This window comes from Streptomyces sp. NPDC041122 (assembly GCF_055592445.1).
The window spans coordinates 409,380-427,586 of record NZ_JBVIYQ010000005.1; the positions used below are offsets into that span (position 1 = coordinate 409,380).

General features: G+C 66.5%; 11 protein-coding genes. 3 read left to right on the top strand and 8 right to left on the bottom strand.

The genetic code is table 11. From position 1 onward, the window contains the following. Positions 1–98: 98 nt before the first annotated feature. From ACZ6B8_RS20695 to ACZ6B8_RS20710, 4 genes are all read right to left on the bottom strand, one after another. Positions 99–3,311 carry a type I restriction endonuclease subunit R gene (locus ACZ6B8_RS20695; RefSeq protein WP_471608108.1) on the bottom strand — a complete coding sequence of 1,071 codons (3,213 nt, stop codon included), beginning with the start codon at positions 3,309–3,311 and terminating at the stop codon, positions 99–101. Next, positions 3,308–4,588, bottom strand: coding sequence for a restriction endonuclease subunit S (locus tag ACZ6B8_RS20700; protein ID WP_471608109.1), 1,281 nt, complete (start codon positions 4,586–4,588; stop codon positions 3,308–3,310). The genes ACZ6B8_RS20695 and ACZ6B8_RS20700 overlap by 4 nt, the downstream gene beginning before the upstream one ends. Further along, positions 4,585–6,579 (bottom strand): type I restriction-modification system subunit M, encoded by a 1,995-nt coding sequence (locus ACZ6B8_RS20705; RefSeq protein ID WP_471608110.1) that lies wholly within the window; start codon positions 6,577–6,579, stop codon positions 4,585–4,587. The genes ACZ6B8_RS20700 and ACZ6B8_RS20705 overlap by 4 nt, the downstream gene beginning before the upstream one ends. 121 nt (positions 6,580–6,700) lie before the next feature. Beyond that, entirely contained in the window at positions 6,701–8,785 is a 2,085-nt protein-coding gene (locus tag ACZ6B8_RS20710; protein ID WP_471608111.1) for an N-6 DNA methylase, read from the bottom strand. A gap of 136 nt (positions 8,786–8,921) precedes the next feature. Here ACZ6B8_RS20710 and ACZ6B8_RS20715 point away from each other — a divergent pair, with 136 nt between their 5' ends. Beyond that, positions 8,922–9,761, top strand: a complete 840-nt coding sequence (locus ACZ6B8_RS20715) for a hypothetical protein (protein ID WP_350980657.1) — start codon at positions 8,922–8,924, stop codon at positions 9,759–9,761. A 265-nt stretch (positions 9,762–10,026) separates the two neighbouring features. On the opposite strand, the gene ACZ6B8_RS20720 is transcribed toward ACZ6B8_RS20715, so the two are convergent. Further along, complete coding sequence (locus ACZ6B8_RS20720; protein ID WP_471608112.1) at positions 10,027–12,183, bottom strand: AIPR family protein; 2,157 nt, start codon at positions 12,181–12,183, stop codon at positions 10,027–10,029. Between the two features lie 309 nt (positions 12,184–12,492). Then, on the bottom strand, positions 12,493–13,581 hold the full coding sequence (gene ychF, locus ACZ6B8_RS20725) for a redox-regulated ATPase YchF (protein WP_471608113.1): 1,089 nt from the start codon (positions 13,579–13,581) through the stop codon (positions 12,493–12,495). Positions 13,582–13,995: 414 nt separating this feature from the next. Between ychF and ACZ6B8_RS20730 the strand changes: the two genes are divergently transcribed. Then, complete coding sequence (locus tag ACZ6B8_RS20730; protein ID WP_471608114.1) at positions 13,996–14,484, top strand: DUF6542 domain-containing protein; 489 nt, start codon at positions 13,996–13,998, stop codon at positions 14,482–14,484. Between the two features lie 149 nt (positions 14,485–14,633). On the opposite strand, the gene ppgK is transcribed toward ACZ6B8_RS20730, so the two are convergent. Beyond that, positions 14,634–15,374 carry a polyphosphate--glucose phosphotransferase gene (gene ppgK, locus ACZ6B8_RS20735; RefSeq protein ID WP_471078895.1) on the bottom strand — a complete coding sequence of 247 codons (741 nt, stop codon included), beginning with the start codon at positions 15,372–15,374 and terminating at the stop codon, positions 14,634–14,636. 27 nt (positions 15,375–15,401) lie between these two features. After that, a complete protein-coding gene (locus ACZ6B8_RS20740) occupies positions 15,402–16,394 on the bottom strand; it encodes a 4-hydroxy-3-methylbut-2-enyl diphosphate reductase (RefSeq protein ID WP_471608115.1) in 993 nt (330 codons plus the stop codon). Between the two features lie 97 nt (positions 16,395–16,491). Between ACZ6B8_RS20740 and ACZ6B8_RS20745 the strand changes: the two genes are divergently transcribed. Continuing rightward, entirely contained in the window at positions 16,492–17,895 is a 1,404-nt protein-coding gene (locus tag ACZ6B8_RS20745; RefSeq protein WP_471608116.1) for an APC family permease, read from the top strand. The last annotated feature ends 312 nt before the right edge of the window (positions 17,896–18,207 follow it).

Consider the following 18,207-nt stretch of genomic DNA (forward strand, 5'->3'; position numbering starts at 1 on the left):
GCCCCGTGATCATGTGTGCCCAGTGTGGCGCGTGTCGCCGTGAACCGTCCACGGTTACGGGGAGTTGCCGTGGACGGTCCGCGCTGCCCGCGGCGGGTTCAGGCCGCGTCGTCCATGCCCAGCTCGCGGCGCAGCATGCGGAAGGCGTGCCGCCGCAGGTCGCGCTTGATCGACTCCCGGTGATCTCGGTCGTCGTGGAAGTAGTGGTCCCCCAACTCGCGTACCGAGTCGATGTGCTTCACCATCTCGGCGTCCAGTACCGGGTCGATGACGTGCTTGAATCCGTCCTCGTCGTCCTGCGAGGCGGACCGCCGCACCTTCTCGTCGGCCATCACCGCCCGCAGCGGCACGATGAAGTCGTCCTCGGTGAAGTCCGTACCGAACCGCTCGTTGAATTGGTCGATCACCTTGGCCAGCGGCGATTTGTCGGGTTCAGCCGCCCCACCGGCACCACTGCCGAAGCCCTTCAGTTCGACCGCGCCCTCGGCAGTCAGGCTCACGTTGACCTCCCCGACCTTCTCCAGGCGCACGGCCTCAAGCCGGGTTTCCCCAATGTCCACCCCACCCCCCTCGCGCGGGGGCAGCCTGCGCAGCAGATGCTGCCCGAAGAGGTGCAGGCGCTCCAGATCGATGTCGATGTACGGCACGATCTGCGCAAGGAAGCTGTACTTGCGCACATAGTCGGCGAGGTCGGCCCGGAACTGCTCGGCGCTTTCGTGCTCGGCCGGCACTTCGCTGTCCCTGAGCACGATGAACCTGTCGCGGGCGGGGTCGGTATGCCGGTAGAGCTCCGCGTGCAGCTTCTCCCAGCGGGCACCGTCCCCGGCCGCCGCGTCCTGTGCCCTGAGGTACGCCGCCACGAACGACTGCATCTCGTCGACGAGCAGGATCGGCGGATCCATGACTTGATGCTGCGCGTCATAGATCAGGTTGGGGTCGGTGGGCATGGTCTGGGCTTCTTCGAAGAACGGCCGGAACTCGCTCTGGATGTCGTGCGCGTCATTCGCGAAGTCCAGGACGCAAAGATCCTGCTGGTCCTTGAGAGGATGCGTGCGGTTAAGGCGGGAGAGCGTCTGCACAGCGGCGACACCCTTCAGCTTCTTGTCGACGTACATCGTGGTCAGCAGCGGCTGGTCGAAGCCCGTCTGGTACTTGTCCGCGACCACCAGGATCCGGTACTCGCGCCGACTCCTGGCTGACGTGCCCTTCTTGTCGTCGGCCGCGGTGTACGCGAACCTCTTGCGCAGCTCGCCCTCCGAGAAGCCGTTGAGCTTCGCCTCGGTGACCTCCTCCTCTCCCTCCTTGAGAGAGCCGGAGAAGGCGACCAGTACCCCGGGGTCCGGATAGCCGTTGTCGTCGAAGTACTTGACGATCTGCCGGTACAGCTGGAGCGCGCCGTACCGCGAACGGCACACCACCATGGCCTTGGCCCGCCCTCCCAGCCGCCTGCGGGTGTGGGCCATGAAGTGCTCCGCGATCACCCTGGCCCGCTGCACGGCGGTCTCGGTGTGACCGTGCGCGGTCAGGGCGAGCAGTGCGTTGGCCTTCTTCTTGTCGACCTCGCGGTCCGCCTCGTGCGGGTCCTCGTTGACCATCTGCCAGTACGTCTCGTACCTCACGTACTGGCACAGCGGGTCGAGGATGAACTTCTCTTCGATCGCCTGCCGCATCGAATAGGTGTGGAAGGGCTCATAAAGGCCGGTGAGCGGGTTCTTGGTGCCGAAGAGCTTCAGCGTCTTGTGCTTGGGGGTGGCGGTGAAGGCGAAGTAGGAGAGGTTCGCGCTCTGGCCACGGGCACGGGCGGACGCGGCGAGACGCTCGTCGGTGGTGGGCTCCGACACTTCCGCCTCGGCCTCCGTGGCTCCGGTCTCTTCGTCGTCGGCGTCGAGGCCGAGATCGCGCAGGGCCTTCTTGACGTCGGTGGCGGCTTCGCCCGACTGGGATGAGTGCGCTTCGTCGACGACGATCGCAAAGCGACTGCCGCGTATCTCGACGGGCGACTTGCTCAGGTAGGCGAGGAGCGCGGGGAAGGTCTGAAGGGTGACGATGAGGATCTTCGCCGTCTCCTGCGCGAGCGCATCCGCCAGCTGCGACGACTTCGAGCCGCCCTTGCCGCCAATGCCGAGGACCAGGCCATTGGTCTGCTGGAAGTCACCTATGGTTTCCTGCAGCTGATCGTCCAGGACCGTACGGTCCGTGATCACCAGTACCTTGTCGAAAACCGACTTGTGGCGTGCATCGTGCAGGTCGGAGAGCCGGTGGGCGAGCCAGGCGATGGTGTTCGACTTGCCGGACCCCGCGGAGTGCATGACCAGGTAGTTGTGCCCCGCCCCGTGCCGCGCGGCGTGTGCGGTCAACTCCCTCACAGCGTGCCACTGGTGGAAGCGCGGAAAGATCAGCTTCTTGACGGTGCTGCCGTCATCCTTCTTCTCCGTGCTCTGGTGAACGTACCGCTCCAGCAGGTCCAGCCAGGTGTCCGGGTGCCAGATCTGTTCCCAGAGGTACGAGGTCCGGTACGTGCCGGCGGGAGCCGTGTCGGGGATCGCCGGGTTTCCGGCACCGCCACGGTTTCCGGGGCCGTCGGAACCGGTGTTGAAAGGCAGAAAGACGGTGTCCCTACCCTTCAACTGGGTGGTGAGGAAGACAGCGTCCGGGTCGACCGCGAAGTGCGCGAGGGCGCGCTTGGCGAAGAGCGGTTCCCGGTGGTCCCGGGTGGTCCGGTACTGGTGCATGGCCTCGGCTGTACCGGTGCCGGTGAGCGGGTTCTTCAACTCTGCGGTGGCAACGGGGATGCCGTTGACGAAGAGAGTGAGGTCGGGCTTGTTGCCCTCGTCGTTGCTGGTCGCGCCGTCCGGCACACGGCGGGTGGCGTAGACGAGATCACGGACGACGGTGAGCCGGTTCTTGCTGTACGAGGTGAGGGCGCCGGGGTCGATCGTCTGTGACGGCTTGAAGTAGGCGAGGTCGAAATGAATGCCGTGCGCCTTGACCCCCCGGCGGAGAGTCTGGAGGGTGCCCCGCTTGTCGATCCACTTGGCGAGGTGCTCGGCGAATGCGCGCTGGGCGGTGTCGGGGTCGTTGTCGTAATAGCCGGCATAGTTCAGCCAGGCCTTGTTCTGGGTGGCACCGATGAACGCGAAGACCTGTGCGGTGTCGAGGGCGAGGTCGCGGCGGTAGTCGGAGCTGAGGCCCATCTCCCAGCCGTGGGCGAGGAGCCGGTTCATGATCGCGACGCGGAACGCCTCTTCGTGGTGGACCTTGTACTGGGGTCCTTTCGGGCCTTTGTTGCTGAACGGATTGCTGTGAGTCATGGAACTCGCACCCCCCGTGCGGTTGTCACGTCGATTTGGCCGGTTACTGCGGCAGTGATCAGGGCGCGGCGGCGCTCGGCAAGCAGACTGAGCTCCCGGCGCAAGAGCGCACGCCCCGCCCGGAGCTTACGATTCGCTTCATCTAGCTCCTTCGAGAGCCTTTCCTGAACATCTACGGGCGCTGACGGGATGATGCAGTCTTTTACTACCCCACTGGGCAGATTATTCGCCATCCCTTCTCCGCCGGAAACGCCGAGTTTGATGTGCTCGCGAACGCTATGCGACCGGAGAGCATACGCAACGAATGGCACGTACCCAAGTCGGGGATCAACTTTAACTCGGTAGACTTTGTCACAAAGGAGGAGGTCTTGAGAGATATCCGGAACGATACCCACGCTACCAATAAGATCTACCGACCCACTGGCTCGCGACATAAGGAGATCACCAGGATTCAGTTTGTATTCAAGCCGCGGGGGGATGCCACTAGGGAGTGTTTTGTGCTGGAGGACATCAAAAATTCCACCGTTGACACAACCTGCTTTGACAACCCCCCATTCGCCTGACACAGCGACGCGTTCTTCGCATTGAGGCGACCACCCTTGCTCGATAGACAAGATGACATGACGAAGCCTCACCTTCCCGTACTGCTCACACGCCATCCCGACTTTTTGATTCAGGAGTGCTTCAAAACGCTCCTCCAGGAGGGCCAAACGAAGGGCACTCGCCTTAATTGCGTCAGCGATTCGACCAGTTTCTCGATCGAGATAGTCCGCAATAATTCGCTGCTCGTTACGGGGCGGCACGGGAACAGGAAGTCTTTTGATATCCCACTGAAATAGATGCGGCACCCCCATACCATCCTTGACTGCAGAAATAGCACCCTGGGTGATGTCGCTCGCGATTACGTAGCGCAGATAATTAGGGTCGATACCATGCGAACGAAGAACCGCAATTGAACCATTGACAGTGGCAGCCCGAGGAAGGTATCGGACGATGTTCACAATGCCAAGGGTGTTCCCATCCTTGGCCAACAAAACGTCTCCCTCTACCAGCCTCAGGGCCGGCGACTCCTCATACCGGAATTTAGAGATATAGTTGACGTTCTTGAAATCGATCTCGGTAGATTTGATGTTGGGCGTCGACAGAAACACATAGCCCTCTTCCTGGTACTCGGCAGCTGTTAGTGCCTTCCACCCGATACGGGCATTAACTGAGGCGACCCGATCCACACGAGCCAGTTCCCAGTGCCCAGGGATATTTTCAAAGACTCCCTTCACTTCGTCACCTCCCCGAGCAGCCGCTGAATCTCGGCCTCCAGCGACGTCAACTCCGCGTCAATCTCTTCCAATGGCCTCGGCGGCTCATATACATAGAACTGCCGCGTGAACGGGATCTCGTATCCGATCTTCGTCTTCGTGTGGTCCACCCAAGCGTCCGGCACGTGCGGAAGCACCTCGCGCTTCATGTACGCGTCGATGTCCTCCTCCAGCGGCACGTTCTCGTTGTCGCGGAGCTCAGGGTCCGGTTCCGGGTGCGGGTCGCCCTTCTTGATGTGCTGCTCCTCGCCCTCGGGGTCGCGCACCCCCACCACATCCCGTAGCGCCTTCTGGAAGGGCTTGCCCGTCGGCATCATCAGGCCCGCCGGCACCATCGCCTGACGAATCGCGTCCCACGCCTCCGCCTTTGTCGCCCATCGCTCGCCCACCAGCGACTTCAGCGCATCCGCGAACGCCCCTGCATCAACCGCCTTGTCGATTGCAGCCGAAGCCCGGAGTGCGGTCAGCGTCTCCTCCGTGACCTCGAAGCGCAGCTTCAACGGCCGCTCCACTGTGATCCGCTGGTAACCGAACTCCTTCGTTTCGAGAATCTTCACGTTCTCCGGCGGCGACTGTTCAGGATCAGCCGCCGCAGCCAGCGCCTCCATGTACATGTCCGTCACCGCTGCGATCTGAGCATCGGAGATGACCTTGCGCTTGTCCCCGAGCGACTTCCGCATCTTCGTCCACTGGCCTCGCGCGTCCAGCAGAATGACCTTGTCCTTAAGGCTCTGGTGCTTCCTGTTCGACAGGATCCAGAAGTAGGTGGAGATTCCGGTGTTGTAGAAGAGCTGGTCCGGCAGAGCCACAATGGCCTCCAGCAGGTCCTCTTCCTCCAGGATCCACCGCCGGATGTCGGACTCGCCGGAGCCCGCCCCACCGCTGAACAACGGCGACCCGTTGAAGACGATCGCGATACGGCTTCCGCCCTCGAAGCCGCCCTTCCCGTCAGGATGCGCCGGCTTCATCTTCGAGATCATGTGCTGGAGGAAGAGGAAGGAACCGTCACTGATCCTCGGCAGTCCCGCGTGGAAACGATCCCCGTTTCTAGCGAACCGCTCCACATCCTGCTTGACCTTCTTCCACTCCACTCCGAAGGGCGGGTTCGCGACCAAATAGTCGAACTTCTGCTCTTTGTGGCCATCCTGGGTGAAGGAGTTCCCGTACTTGATGTTGTCCGGTTCCTGCCCCTTGATCAGCAGGTCGGACTGACAGATGGCGTGCGACTCGGGGTTCAGCTCCTGCCCGTACAGCCCGACAGTCGTTTGCGGGGCCTTGCGCTTGATGTGCTCCTCGGTCTCGCTGAGGATGCCGCCCGTCCCGCAGGCCGGGTCGAGGACCGTCCTGGTCTTGCCCTCCCCTTCGTCCGGGGCCAGCAGCAGGTTCACCATCAGCCGGACCACCTCGCGCGGTGTGAAGTGCTCACCTGCGGGGTTGTCTTCGGAGAACTTCCGGATGAGCTCCTCGAAGATGTAGCCCATCTGATGGTTGTCGATGCCGTCCTTGTCGTCCGGCTCCTTCGGTAGCCGCAGATCGATCTTGGCGAATTCGCCGACCACCTGGTAGAGCAGCCCCTTCTCCTGCAGATCGGAGATGTGCTTCTCGAAGTTGTAGCGGTCGAGGATCTCCCGGGCGTTTTCGGAGAAGGCACTGTAGTACGACTTCAGCAGCGTCTGCGCCTGTGAATGATCCTTAGCGATCAGCTTGAAGGTGAGCTCACTGGTGTTGTAGAACCCGTGCCCCGCGACCTCGCGGAGCTTCATCTCCCGGTAGGCCAGCGGACGTCCCCGCTCTTCCAGCTCCGCGACTTCCGCAAGCACTTCGGCCTTCGTCGGCTCCAGCACACAATCCAGTCGCCGCAGCACCGTGAACGGAAGAATGATCTTCCCGTAGTCATGCGCCCGGAAGTCGCCGCGCAACAAGTCGGCGACTTTCCAGATGAAGTTGATCATCTCTGAGTGCCTGCTGTGGTCCTGCTCCACCGTTGTCCTTCCGAGCCGCCGGGGCGGCGAATACTTCAGTGCGGTACGTACGCGGTCAGTGTGTCGTGTGCGCGGGGAGGCCCGCATGGGTTCAGGCCGGTGGCGGTGGCCGCAAAGCGCCTGCTGTGAGCGCGGCCCGCAACTTCCCGGCCGTCTCCTCACCCTGGAGCGCAGCCCGGCGCAGAGCCGTCGTAAAGGTGTGCAGCCGCCGGAACGCCGCCCCGTATGTCTGCTGCTCCTCAAGCGGCAGCAAGGGAACTTGGAGCCTGCGCGGATCCACCCGAACGATCGACGTCCCCTGGCTCGCCCGCTGCACATTGGCCGGGTCGGCGAGGAAACCGGCCAGGAACCACGGGGCGAGCCGCGCCTCGTCCGGGCGCAGCAGGTGCAAGTTCCTGCCGAGCAGCGCCCCCGCGTCGGTGTCGTCCGCAACCCGCGCGGCAGTCCTGTCCGCGGACAGCAGGGTCCCGGGGATGATCACGTCTCCGGCCCTGATCCGCACCGCGTCCTCGTCCCCTGCCGGACCGCGCCCGGACGGGGAGCGCCCCTCATTCACGTCCGAAGCCGTGAGGACCGGATCGTCGCCACCCAAATCCCCGTTGGCGCCCGTCGCCTTGGGCCTGAGCAGAGTCAGCGCCCCCGTACGAATCAGATCGGCGAGCGGGGCCATCGTCCATGGCCCGCCCGTCCGGGAGACTGCCCAATCGTCGCTCGGGGCGAGTGCCGATGCATGCGACAGCACGGAGCCGAGGCTGTCTCGACGGCCGCTCAGGGTACGACGGAGGTCGGCTACCGGCGGCAGGTCGCGCTCCCCCGCGAGTCGTGGCGCGGGCGTGAGGTCGACTGTGTCGTCGAGCAGATCCGTGATTGGAACGGCACGGTAGACGCCTGGCATGGCAGGGCACTTCTCAGGCGCTGTAAGCAGCTCTCGGTAGGTGACGGAGGGGCGCCCGCCACGGCTGTTCATGTCCGGCAACGACTTGCAGTTCATGAACAACACATGGCTGACCTCTGCACCGTTACCCCCGCCCGGCCTCCGCAGCACCCACAGATGCAGCCCGATGTGCGCCGGCGGAGCGGCCCCGGCAGGCAGCGCCAGCACAGCGCGCAGCGCGCCGTGCCGTACGAGCGCCGCCCGGATCCGTCGCCCCGAACTCCGGGAGGCGACGGACGGCGGCAGCAGCATGACCACCACACCACCCGGCCGCACCCGCGACAGGCAGTGCTGCACCCAGGCAAGCTCGGATTCGGACCGGGACGGCAGGCCGTACTCCCAGCGGGAGTCGTACGCCAACTCGTCTGCGCCCCAGTCACGTTCGTTGTACGGGGGATTGCACAGGACCGCGTCGAACTCCCCACCCGTATGCCGGGATCGGGCGAGAGCGTCCTCGGCGTCGACAGAGCAGTGCCCTTTCCCGCCCAGCCGGAGGGAGAGCCGGGACGCGGCCAGCTGGGCCAAATGCAGCTCCCGATCCTGGCCGTCAAGCTGCGTGGCCCCCTGGATCCGGGCCGCCTCCAGCAGGTCCCCCGTCCCGCATGCCGGGTCGAGTACGGCGCTCAGCGCGTCGTCCGGCGAGGCGGCCTTGGCCAGCGTCGCCATGAAGTGGGCCACCGCCGCAGGGGTCCCCGGCCCGCGCCTTCGCGACTCGCTCGCGTAGCGGTCAAGCAGGTCCGACAGGACCTCGTCCGGCGTCTGCCGTGTCGCGGCAGCCGCAAGCTCACGCATCAGCGACGCGGAACGCAGTAGGGCGAGCGGCTCAGGCATGTCCTGAAGTGCTCTGCCGATCTCGTCCAGCATGCCGTCACCGAGACCCTCGTCGTCCAGGTCCGGCCCTTCGGCGTAGTGAACGTAATGCGTCTCCCGTGAGGTGTGACCTTCACGTTCCAGGAAGGCGAGGAAGAGCGCGGCCCGGGCCATCGCTTCAGTCAGCCCCGACCCCTCGGCCTCTCGCAGCAGCTCACGCCACAACTGCTGCTGCTCGGTGAACTGCGGGAGGCGGCCATGCTCGGCCAGCCACCCCTCCACATCCTCCAGCGTGAACGTGGGGCGCGATTCCGTACCGCCCGTGGGAGCGGGGAAATCGGAGTGGCGGCGCCGCCAGTTGGTCACGGTCGCGCGGCCGACGTCCGCGATGCGGGCGATGTCGGAGGTACTCACCGTGGTCGGTGCGGCCATCAGCAGCCCCCTTCGTCTTCATCGAACACGCACGAACAGTACAGCACGACAGAATGCTGTTTGACAATGCTTTCAGGCGATGCTGTCATCGTTGCTATCGACGAGTGCTGCCGGTGATGACAATGGAGGGGACGTCATGCAGAGCAACGTAGAAGTGATCACGCCCGAGCTGGCTCGCGAGTGGCTGCTGTTCAACACCAGGAATCGCCCGCTGAGCAAAGCGTTCGTCCAGCAGCTCACCCAGCAGATCGAGCGCGGCGAGTGGCAGCTCACCCACCAGGGCATCGCCTTCGACGACCACGGGGCACTGATCGACGGCCAGCACCGGTTGGAGGCGGTCGCGAAGGCGGGCATCCCCGTGCAGTGCGTGGTGACACGCGGGGTGGCGCAGTCCGCGTTCACAGTGATGGACACTGGCCGCAAGCGGAGCGGACGCGACGCCTTGGCCCTGGCGGGCGAGGAGCACAGCACCCACCTGGCCGCTGCTCTGCGCGGCCTGCACCTCTATCTGACCGCCCCGGACTCCGCGTGGAGCGGGCAGAGCGCCGCCGTCAGTAACGATCTACTGCTCACCGTCCTCGACCAGCACCCCGGTATGCGGGACGCTGTCCGGGCGGCGATCCCGATGAACAAGGCGTTCCGCATCACCGTGACAGCCGCTGCGGTCGGCTGGTACGCGACCACCGACGCCCGTCCCGAGCTCGATCAGCTCCCCTGGCACGAGGCCCTGGTCACCGGTGCGGGGCTGCGCATCGGTGACCCGCGACTGACTCTGCGCAATACGCTGCTGAACCTGGCGGCCGGGAAGACCCACCGCAGGCGCGACGACTCGCGAGAGCACCTGCTCTACTACCTCAAGTCCTGGAACGCCTGGGTCGAGGGCCGCGACATGAAGCTGCTCCGTCGTTCACCAGGCGAGACGATGCCGCGCATCTCGCGGCACACGGCTCGGCCCCGGTTCGCAGAGGGGGCCTGAAACTTCCTCATCCTGGAAAGGTTCGGCATCAGGGACAAGGGGGGGTTCGGCCGCGCGGATCAGCTCACGCGTCGTGGGACGGGACTTCGACTTCCGATTCACGTTGAGGCCGTGCACTTTGCGCATCGAAGTCACCGAGGCTCGCACAGAGCGCCGCGCGCTCCTCGCTAGCGCCTCGCCCATCAGATGCCGAATCGAGAGGAGACCGAGGCGGAGCTGGTTCGCCGACACGCGTCACTGTGTCGGGCGTTGCCGGAAGCTGCCCTTACTGGAGCGACTCGAACTGTTCCTCCTCAGGCAAGGACTCGGTCAGGAGCTGCTGCCAGAGCTGCTCTGCAAGGTCAACAAGCGTTCCATCCTCGCCCAGCACACCCCACTGTTTTGGCCCCTGGACCGCGCTCCACGCCTCGCGCCACTCGGCCTGCTGCCAGATATGCGTGACCAGGCCGCTTGGCGAGTAACGGCTCCCGTCAGCCTCCCAAAGCAACGGCTTGCGCCGGTCGTTGACCCAGGTCGCGTAGGCCCGGCGCGGGTCAGCGTTCAGCCAGTCCCCGATGGCCTGCTCCTCCGTCGCGCTGGGGTGGTACATCAGCCTGGTACCCGCTGGAATACGGTCATGGTCGATGAGCAGGGTCACGGTATTGGGGCGCCTAGGCGGCCTCGAGTCGTCCCGCTGCTGGTACGCAGCGAGGTCTCCAGCATCCGTACCGTCGGAGAGAGCTTGAAGGACGGCGGCGACCAGCTTTCGGGAGCGTTCCTCGCTGGCGAAGGTGCTGGTGATATAACTTCCGCCACCAAAAAGGTGGTTCACCAGCGGAATAAGCTGGGCAAGCGTTGCGCCGACCCGCGCCGGTACGTCCTCCAGAGAGGACTCCCAACCTGAGTCTGGTTCGTCGATTCCCTCTGAGCCGACCTGCTGGGCGACCATGTGCGCCACCAGCAGAGCACCACTGTCAGCGATCGAACCCGCCCGTCCGGTGAGCGTGGACCGGACCTCGTGCAAGGACTCCCGCACCCGCCGCATAAGTAGGACGCTACGCCAGATCTGATAAGCGCTCGGCCTACGCCCGAACAGCCGGGTGTAGATGCCTCCAGGACCGTCCTCCCAGAGCGCGTCGGCTGAGCCCTTAACCCGTACCGCCAGGGCCGGGTCCGGGTGAGCGCAGGCAAGGGCGGTGGCGGCCTCGCGGACCGAGCATCCGAACGCCGGCGACGGCTCGATCTCACCGCGCTTGAATACGTAGTCCTTGTCAAGAGAGAGTCGGAAGTCCTCACGGATCAGACTCTGTACTGGCTTGATCGCGATGAAGTCCGACCGCTCCATGTGGTTCTGCGTGTTGGTCGCCTCGGTGATCTCGCCTGCGAACCCCTCCGGGGCACCGGAAAGTGAGATGACCCGGACGGTGACGTACGCCTCTCCCACCGCTTCTTCGTTCTGCTGGAACGCCCGGTGGGCAGAACTGACGGTCTGCGCACCGTTGACGACGCTTGCGTTTTCGAGGACCAGTTTCACGGGCTCACTGGGTTTCTGCTTCGCGAAGAAATGCGGCTCGATCCTGTCGCACTGAACCGTGATGCCGTTATGGCGGTACCAGAAGCCCTGCGGATCCCGAATCAGACTCTCGACGAGCGTCTGGTTGACTCCGGTCAGGCCCAGCGATCTGCGGACGTTACGGTCGTACAACCGCTCCCCATTGTCGGCGTACCACTGAGCGAGTTCGTCGGCCGCCACCAGCCCCGAATATGCCTGAAATGGGGTTTCCCGGGAATGCCAGCCCTGCGTCATGGTGGCGGTGAGGGTGATCGGCTCGGGGGTGAGGTCCTCGCGGACGGCACGGTGGAAGTCCGTCTGGTTCAACACTCGGTGCTCGATGGAGCGCGTGTATCCGCCGAACTCCTCAGCCGCTTCGACGAGTATGGCCTCGGTCTCCGTAGACAGGTGTCCTTCGCCCATGACAGCGATGACGAGGACCACCTTGCAGGTAGGCACGTCAAGCACTGACCGCACACGGTCAGCGAGACGGCGGAACCTTTCGTTGAACTGATCGAAGTCCCGGTTGTCGAGCTTCTTCAGGCCGTGTACCAGCTTGTGTGCGGCACTCGTGTCGAAGCCGGCCTTGCCTTTGTCGCTCCATTTAGCCTGGATCAGCCACAGTTCAGGAGCGGAGGCGGAGAAGGCGACGGCGTCGATGCCGAAGTCGTCCCGACCGTCGATCACCGACTCGGCTGCTTCCTCGGACGTGCAGTCCGTGAGCATGCGAGCCGCCCTGGCGGACAACGCACGCGAGTTGAAGGCATTCTCACGTTCCAACGGCTGACGTTTCTCGTAGTCAGCGAGCGAGATCAACGGATCGAACTCGCGCTTCAACGCATCGCGAACATGCCGGACTTCCAGCGGCATTGCCTGCCCGCTCTTGCTCATCCCTGCCCCCAGTCACGACCGCGCGTTTGAACTTCTCATATGCTACGAGAAGCGTGGGCCGGCGGGACTGAACGGATGAGTCCGCGTCACGGCTCGTGCTGACGGCGAGGCGCACCAGCCGCTCGTAGTCGCTCCCGGCAGGCGCCCCGCCGCTGGCAGTGACGCAGGCCCCAGGGGGACGGCTTGGGCCCTTCGTGCACCATCAAAGATGGCGGGCATGACTGATGAGGCCGGAACGAGGTCATCCCGGCCTCATCACTCACTTGTACTTTCGGGCTGAACTCCACCACATCAGCGACGTGGTGGAGTTCAGTTGTTGAAGCGGAACTCCACCACATCCCCGTCCTGCATCACATACTCCTTGCCCTCCATGCGCGCCTTGCCCGCCGCGCGGGCGTCCGCCACCGAGCCCGTTTCCACGAGGTCCTCGAACGAGATGACCTCCGCCTTGATGAAGCCCTTCTGGAAGTCCGTGTGGATGACGCCGGCCGCCTCGGGGGCCGTGGCTCCCTGGGGGATCGTCCAGGCTCGGGACTCCTTCGGGCCCGCCGTCAGGTAGGTCTGGAGGCCCAGCGTGCGGAAGCCCACGTGGGCGAGGGTGGCCAGGCCCGGCTCCTCCTGGCCCACCGACTGGAGGAGTTCGAGCGCCTCGTCCTCGTCCAGCTCCGCGAGGTCCGACTCCAGCTTCGCGTTGAGGAAGATCGCCTCCGCGGGGGCGACCAGCGCGCGCTGCTCCGCCTTGAAGTCGTCGTCGGTCAGCTCGTCCTCGTCCACGTTGAAGACGTAGAGGAAGGGCTTCGTGGTGAGGAGGTGCAGGTCGTGCAGGAGCTCCTCGTTGCCCGAGCCCTGGACGATGCCCGCCGAGAAGAGCGTGTCGCCCTTCTCCAGGATCTCCTTGGCGGCCTCCACCGCCTTCACCTTCGGGGCGATGTCCTTCTTGATCCGCGACTCCTTCTGGAGGCGCGGCAGGACCTTCTCGATGGTCTGGAGGTCCGCGAGGATCAGCTCGGTGTTGATCGTCTCGATGTCGTCCTTGGGCGAGACCTTGCCGTCGACGTGCACGACGTTCTCGTCCTTGAAGGCGCGGATGACCTGGCAGATCGCGTCCGACTCGCGGATGTTCGCGAGGAACTTGTTGCCCAGGCCCTCGCCCTCGCTCGCGCCGCGCACGATGCCGGCGATGTCGACGAAGTCGACCGTGGCGGGCAGGACCTTCTGGGAGCTGAAGATTTCCGCCAATTTCGTGAGGCGGGGGTCCGGGACACCGACCACGCCGACGTTCGGCTCGATCGTGGCGAACGGGTAGTTGGCCGCCAGCACGTCGTTCTTGGTCAGGGCGTTGAACAGGGTCGACTTGCCGACATTGGGCAGACCGACGATTCCGATCGTGAGCGACACGTTGCGACTTCCCGTACGTGAGGTGAGGTCTTGGGTGGACGGCCCTGAGGGCCGGGGCGACCGTGGGGCGATCCCCCAGTCTACGGCGTACCACCGACGCCCCCGCCTGCCCCGTCAGGCTCGGGGTGAGGGACCGGCGACGGGGCGCAAGGGACCGGGGCGAGTGCCCTCGAACGGATGGCCAAGGTCGTATCAAAGGCGTGTCCCGCGACCGCTTCGGCGCGGTCCCCGTCCTAGGTTGGTCCAGTGGAGCAACCCAGGACGCGTCCCCCTCAGTCCGCCCCCAGGGCCCCCTCACCGGCGCGGCCGCGCCGGCCCGCCCGGCTGCCCCCACAGGGCCGGCCCGCCGCCGCGGGCGCGGTGTACCGTGCCGCGCCGCGTCCGCGCCGCCCCGCACCGCCGTTGGTACGGGCCGTGCGCCGCTCCCCGCTGTACCGGAGGGTGCGGCCGCTCTACGCCGCGCTGCGCCGGATCCCGAACCCCCGCCTCACCGGGCTCGGCAGCGGACTCTTCTGCGCCGCGGTGATGTTCCTGTTCGCCTGTCTGCTGCGGCTGATCGCGGACGGTTCCGTCGTCGCGTACGGCGTGCTCTTCGTGCCCGTGGCCGCGCTCACCGCGCTCTGGGTGCGCCCGGCCGACCTGGTCACCGCGCCCGTCGGCGTACCGATCGCCTTCGCGGCCGGGGTGCTGCCCATCGCCGGGGGCACGGGCGGCTTCGGCGGCCAGTTCATGGGGCTCGTCACGACGCTCGCCTTCTACGCCGGCTGGCTCTACGGCGGGACGCTCCTCGCCGGACTCATCGTGACCGTCCGCCGGATCAAGCTCATGACGCGGCGGCGCGAGGCCCGCCCACCGCAGCCACCCCAGCGTCCCGCCCCCGGGAAGCGCCTGCCCGTCTCGTGAGGCCCGGCTCGGGGTGTGCCGGGCTCGGAGTGCCGGGCTCGGGGTGCCCGGCTTGGGGTGCCGGGCTCGTGACGTGAGAAGGGCGGCCCCACCGTCTCGGGCCGCCCCCATCCGCCTCTCCGCGAACCTCTACGTACCGCTACGTACCTCTACGCCTCCGCCGCCGCCATCGCCGCGCCCACGATCCCCGCGTTGTTCTGCAGCTGCGCCGGCACGATCTCCGCCCTGATGCCCTCGATCAGCGGCAGGAACTTGTGCGCCTTGCGGCTCACGCCGCCGCCGATGATGAACAGCTCCGGCGAGAACAGCATCTCCACGTGCGCCAGGTACTTCTGGACGCGGCGTGCCCAGTGCTCCCAGCTCAGGTCCTCGTCCTCGCGGGCCTTGGAGGACGCCTTCTTCTCCGCGTCGTGGCCGCGCAGTTCGAGGTGGCCGAGTTCCGAGTTGGGGACCAGGTGGCCGCCGGTGAAGAGCGCGCTGCCGATGCCCGTGCCGAGGGTGAGCAGGATGACCGTGCCCTTGCGGTCGCGGCCCGCGCCGAAGTGCATCTCGGCGACGCCCGCCGCGTCCGCGTCGTTCAGGACCGTCACCGGGACGCCGCCGAGGCGCTCGGAGACCAGTCTCCTGATGTCCGTGCCGATCCAGCTCTTGTCCACGTTGGCCGCGGTCCGCGCGGTGCCGTCGGTGATCACTCCGGGGAAGGTCGCGCCGACGGCGCCCTTCCAGTCGAAGTGCCTCACCACCTCGCACACGCCGTCGACCACCGCGTCCGGCGTCGCCGGATGCGGGGTCAGTACCTTGTGCCGCTCTTGCGCCAGGTCTCCACGGTCCAGGTCAACGGGCGCGCCCTTGATCCCTGATCCGCCGATGTCCACACCGAAGATCTGCATGGATCCCACCGTACGACCCGTGCGCGCTCAGCGCTGCGAGAGTTCGGCCGCCTCGGCGCGCAGGTCCCTGCGGAGCTCCTTGGGCAGGGAGAAGATGATGGACTCCTCCGCCGTCTTCACCGTCTCCACGTCGCCGTACCCCCGCTCGGCCAGCCACTCGATGACGCCGTCCACCAGGATGTCCGGCACGGAGGCGCCCGAGGTCAGGCCGACCGTGGTGACGCCCTCCAGCCAGGCCTCGTCGATCTCGTCGGCGTTGTCCACCAGGTACGAGGCGGCGGCGCCCGCGTCCAGGGCGACCTCGACCATCCGGATGGAGTTCGAGGAGTTCTTGGAGCCGACGACGATGACCAGCTCGGCGTCCTCGGCCAGCTTCTTCACCGCGGTCTGGCGGTTCTGCGTGGCGTAGCAGATGTCGTCGCTGGGCGGCGAGAGGAGGTTCGGGAACTTGCCCTTCAGGGCGTCGACCGTCTCCATCGTCTCGTCCACGGAGAGCGTGGTCTGGGAGAGCCAGACGACCTTGTCCGGGTCGCGCACCTCGACGTTCGCCACGTCATCGGGACCGTCCACCAGCGTGATGTGGTCGGGCGCCTCGCCGGACGTGCCGATGACCTCCTCGTGGCCCTCGTGGCCGATCAGGAGGATGTCGTAGTCCTCCTTGGCGAACCTGACCGCTTCCTTGTGCACCTTCGTGACCAGCGGGCACGTCGCGTCGATCGTCGCGAGTTTGCGCTCGGCGGCCTCCGCGTGGACGGTCGGGGCGACGCCGTGCGCCGAGAACATCACGATGGACCCCTCGGGGACCTCCGCCGTCCGGTCGACGAAGATCGCGCCCTTCTTCTCCAGGGTCCGCACCACGTACTTGTTGTGCACGATCTCGTGGCGGACGTAGATCGGGGCCCCGTACTGCTCCAGGGCCTTCTCGACGGCGATCACGGCACGGTCCACGCCCGCGCAGTAGCCACGGGGAGCGGCGAGCAGGACACGGCGGGAGCCAGGCGTAGCAGTCATGCCCTCCATCGTAAGGCCGCGTCCCGTGCGCATTGGGCCCCGTCCAGCGCGTCAAAGATCGCGCGGTTGGGGAGACTGGGGGCCTGCGTTGATCTACGGAGGCACGATGTCCGGTCAGTCCGCCAGTACGGGAGCCCACACCCCGGGTGCCGAACCCGCCGAGGGCGCCGGGGGTGAGGGGCTGCGGCGCAGTCTCGGCTTCCGTGACCTCGTCGTCTACGGGCTGCTCTTCATCGCCCCCATGGCGCCGGTCGGCGTCTTCGGGACGCTCGACGCGAAGTCGCACGGGGCGGTCGCCCTGGTCTATCTGGTCGCCACGGTCGCGATGGCGTTCACCGCATTCAGCTACGCCCAGATGGTCCGGGTCGTCCCTCAGGCGGGGTCCGTCTTCGCCTACGCGCGCGTGGGGCTCGGCAAGGGGCCCGGTTTCGTCGCCGGGTGGATGGCGATGCTGGACTACCTCCTCATCCCGGCCGTCGCGTACCTCTTCTCCGGGATCGCCATGAACTCGCTGGTGCCCTCGGTGTCGCGGTGGGTGTGGACGGCCCTGGCGGTGCTCATCACGACCGCGCTGAACCTGTGGGGGGTGCGGGCGGCGGCGCGGGTCGGCTTCGCGGTGCTCGCCATGGAGGTCGTGGTCCTGCTGGTCTTCGTCGTGGCGGCGGTCGTCGTCCTCGTACGGGACGGGGCGCAGCGGGACTGGCTGTCGCCGCTGACGGGGGACGGCTCGCAGGGCGCGTTCGCGCTGTCGGCGGTGGTGGGCGCGGTCTCGATCGCCGTCCTGTCCTATCTGGGCTTCGACGCGATCGCCGCGTTCGCGGAGGAGGTGACGGGCGGGTCGGCGGAGGTCGCGCGGGCGGTGCTGTTCTGTCTGGCGCTCGCGGGCGTGCTGTTCGTCGCCCAGACGTATCTGGTGGCGCTCCTGGAGCCGATGTCGTCGGCGGAGCTCGCGGCGGACCCGGGCAAGCAGGGGACGGCGTTCTACGACGCGGTGGACTCGGCGGCGGGGACGTGGCTGCACGACCTGGTGGCCGCGAGCAAGGCGATCGGCGCGGCGTTCGCGGCGCTCGCTGGGCAGGCGGCGGCGGGACGACTGCTCTTCGCGATGGCACGGGACCGGCGGCTGCCGAAGGCCCTGTCCCGGACGGACTCCGGTACGCCGCGGGTCGCGCTGCTGTGTGCGGCGGTCGTGACGATGGTGGCGGCGGTGTGGGCGGCGCGTCGGGACGACGGCATGGACCACCTGGTGTCGGTGGTCGACATCGGCGCCCTGACGGCGTTCCTGCTGCTGCACGCGAGCGTGGTGGGGTGGTTCGCGGTGCGTCACCGGGAGGACGGGTTCAGCTGGTGGCGCCACGTGCTGATCCCGGTTCTCGGCGCGGCGATCGTGGTGGCGGTCATCTGGGAGGCCTCGGGCACGGCGCAGGTGGTGGGGGCGGTGTGGCTGGCGGTGGGGTTGGTCGTGCTGGTGGTTCAGGGGACGCGGGCCGGGGCTGCGGGGCGGCGGTAGGACGGTGGGGGTTCGGGGTCTTGCGGTTCTGTGTCGTCTGCGGGCCGGTGGGGCTTGGTCGCGCAGTTTCCCGCGCCCCTGGACTCGCTGGGCCATCGCTGTTGCCTGCCGGCCCGGTGGGTTGATTCGCGCAGTTCCCCGCGCCCCTGAACCTGCTGGGCCATCGCTGTCGTCCGCCGCCCGGTGGGGTGATCGGTGAGCGAGCAGGTTGCCTGCGCGACGGACTACCCAGGGGCGCGGGGAACTGCGCGACCAGGCCCCACCAGGGCGCGGAAGACCACACACCTCCGGCCCCACCCCCAGGGGCGCGGG

Coding starts and splice junctions, on each gene's coding strand:
- ACZ6B8_RS20695 (WP_471608108.1), bottom strand. CDS start 3,311: ATGACTCACAGCAATCCGTTCAGCAACAAAGGCCCGAAAGGACCCCAG.
- ACZ6B8_RS20705 (WP_471608110.1), bottom strand. CDS start 6,579: ATGATCAACTTCATCTGGAAAGTCGCCGACTTGTTGCGCGGCGACTTC.
- ACZ6B8_RS20710 (WP_471608111.1), bottom strand. CDS start 8,785: ATGGCCGCACCGACCACGGTGAGTACCTCCGACATCGCCCGCATCGCG.
- ACZ6B8_RS20715 (WP_350980657.1), top strand. CDS start 8,922: ATGCAGAGCAACGTAGAAGTGATCACGCCCGAGCTGGCTCGCGAGTGG.
- ACZ6B8_RS20720 (WP_471608112.1), bottom strand. CDS start 12,183: ATGAGCAAGAGCGGGCAGGCAATGCCGCTGGAAGTCCGGCATGTTCGC.
- ppgK (WP_471078895.1), bottom strand. CDS start 15,374: ATGCAGATCTTCGGTGTGGACATCGGCGGATCAGGGATCAAGGGCGCG.
- ACZ6B8_RS20740 (WP_471608115.1), bottom strand. CDS start 16,394: ATGGAGGGCATGACTGCTACGCCTGGCTCCCGCCGTGTCCTGCTCGCC.
- ACZ6B8_RS20745 (WP_471608116.1), top strand. CDS start 16,492: ATGTCCGGTCAGTCCGCCAGTACGGGAGCCCACACCCCGGGTGCCGAA.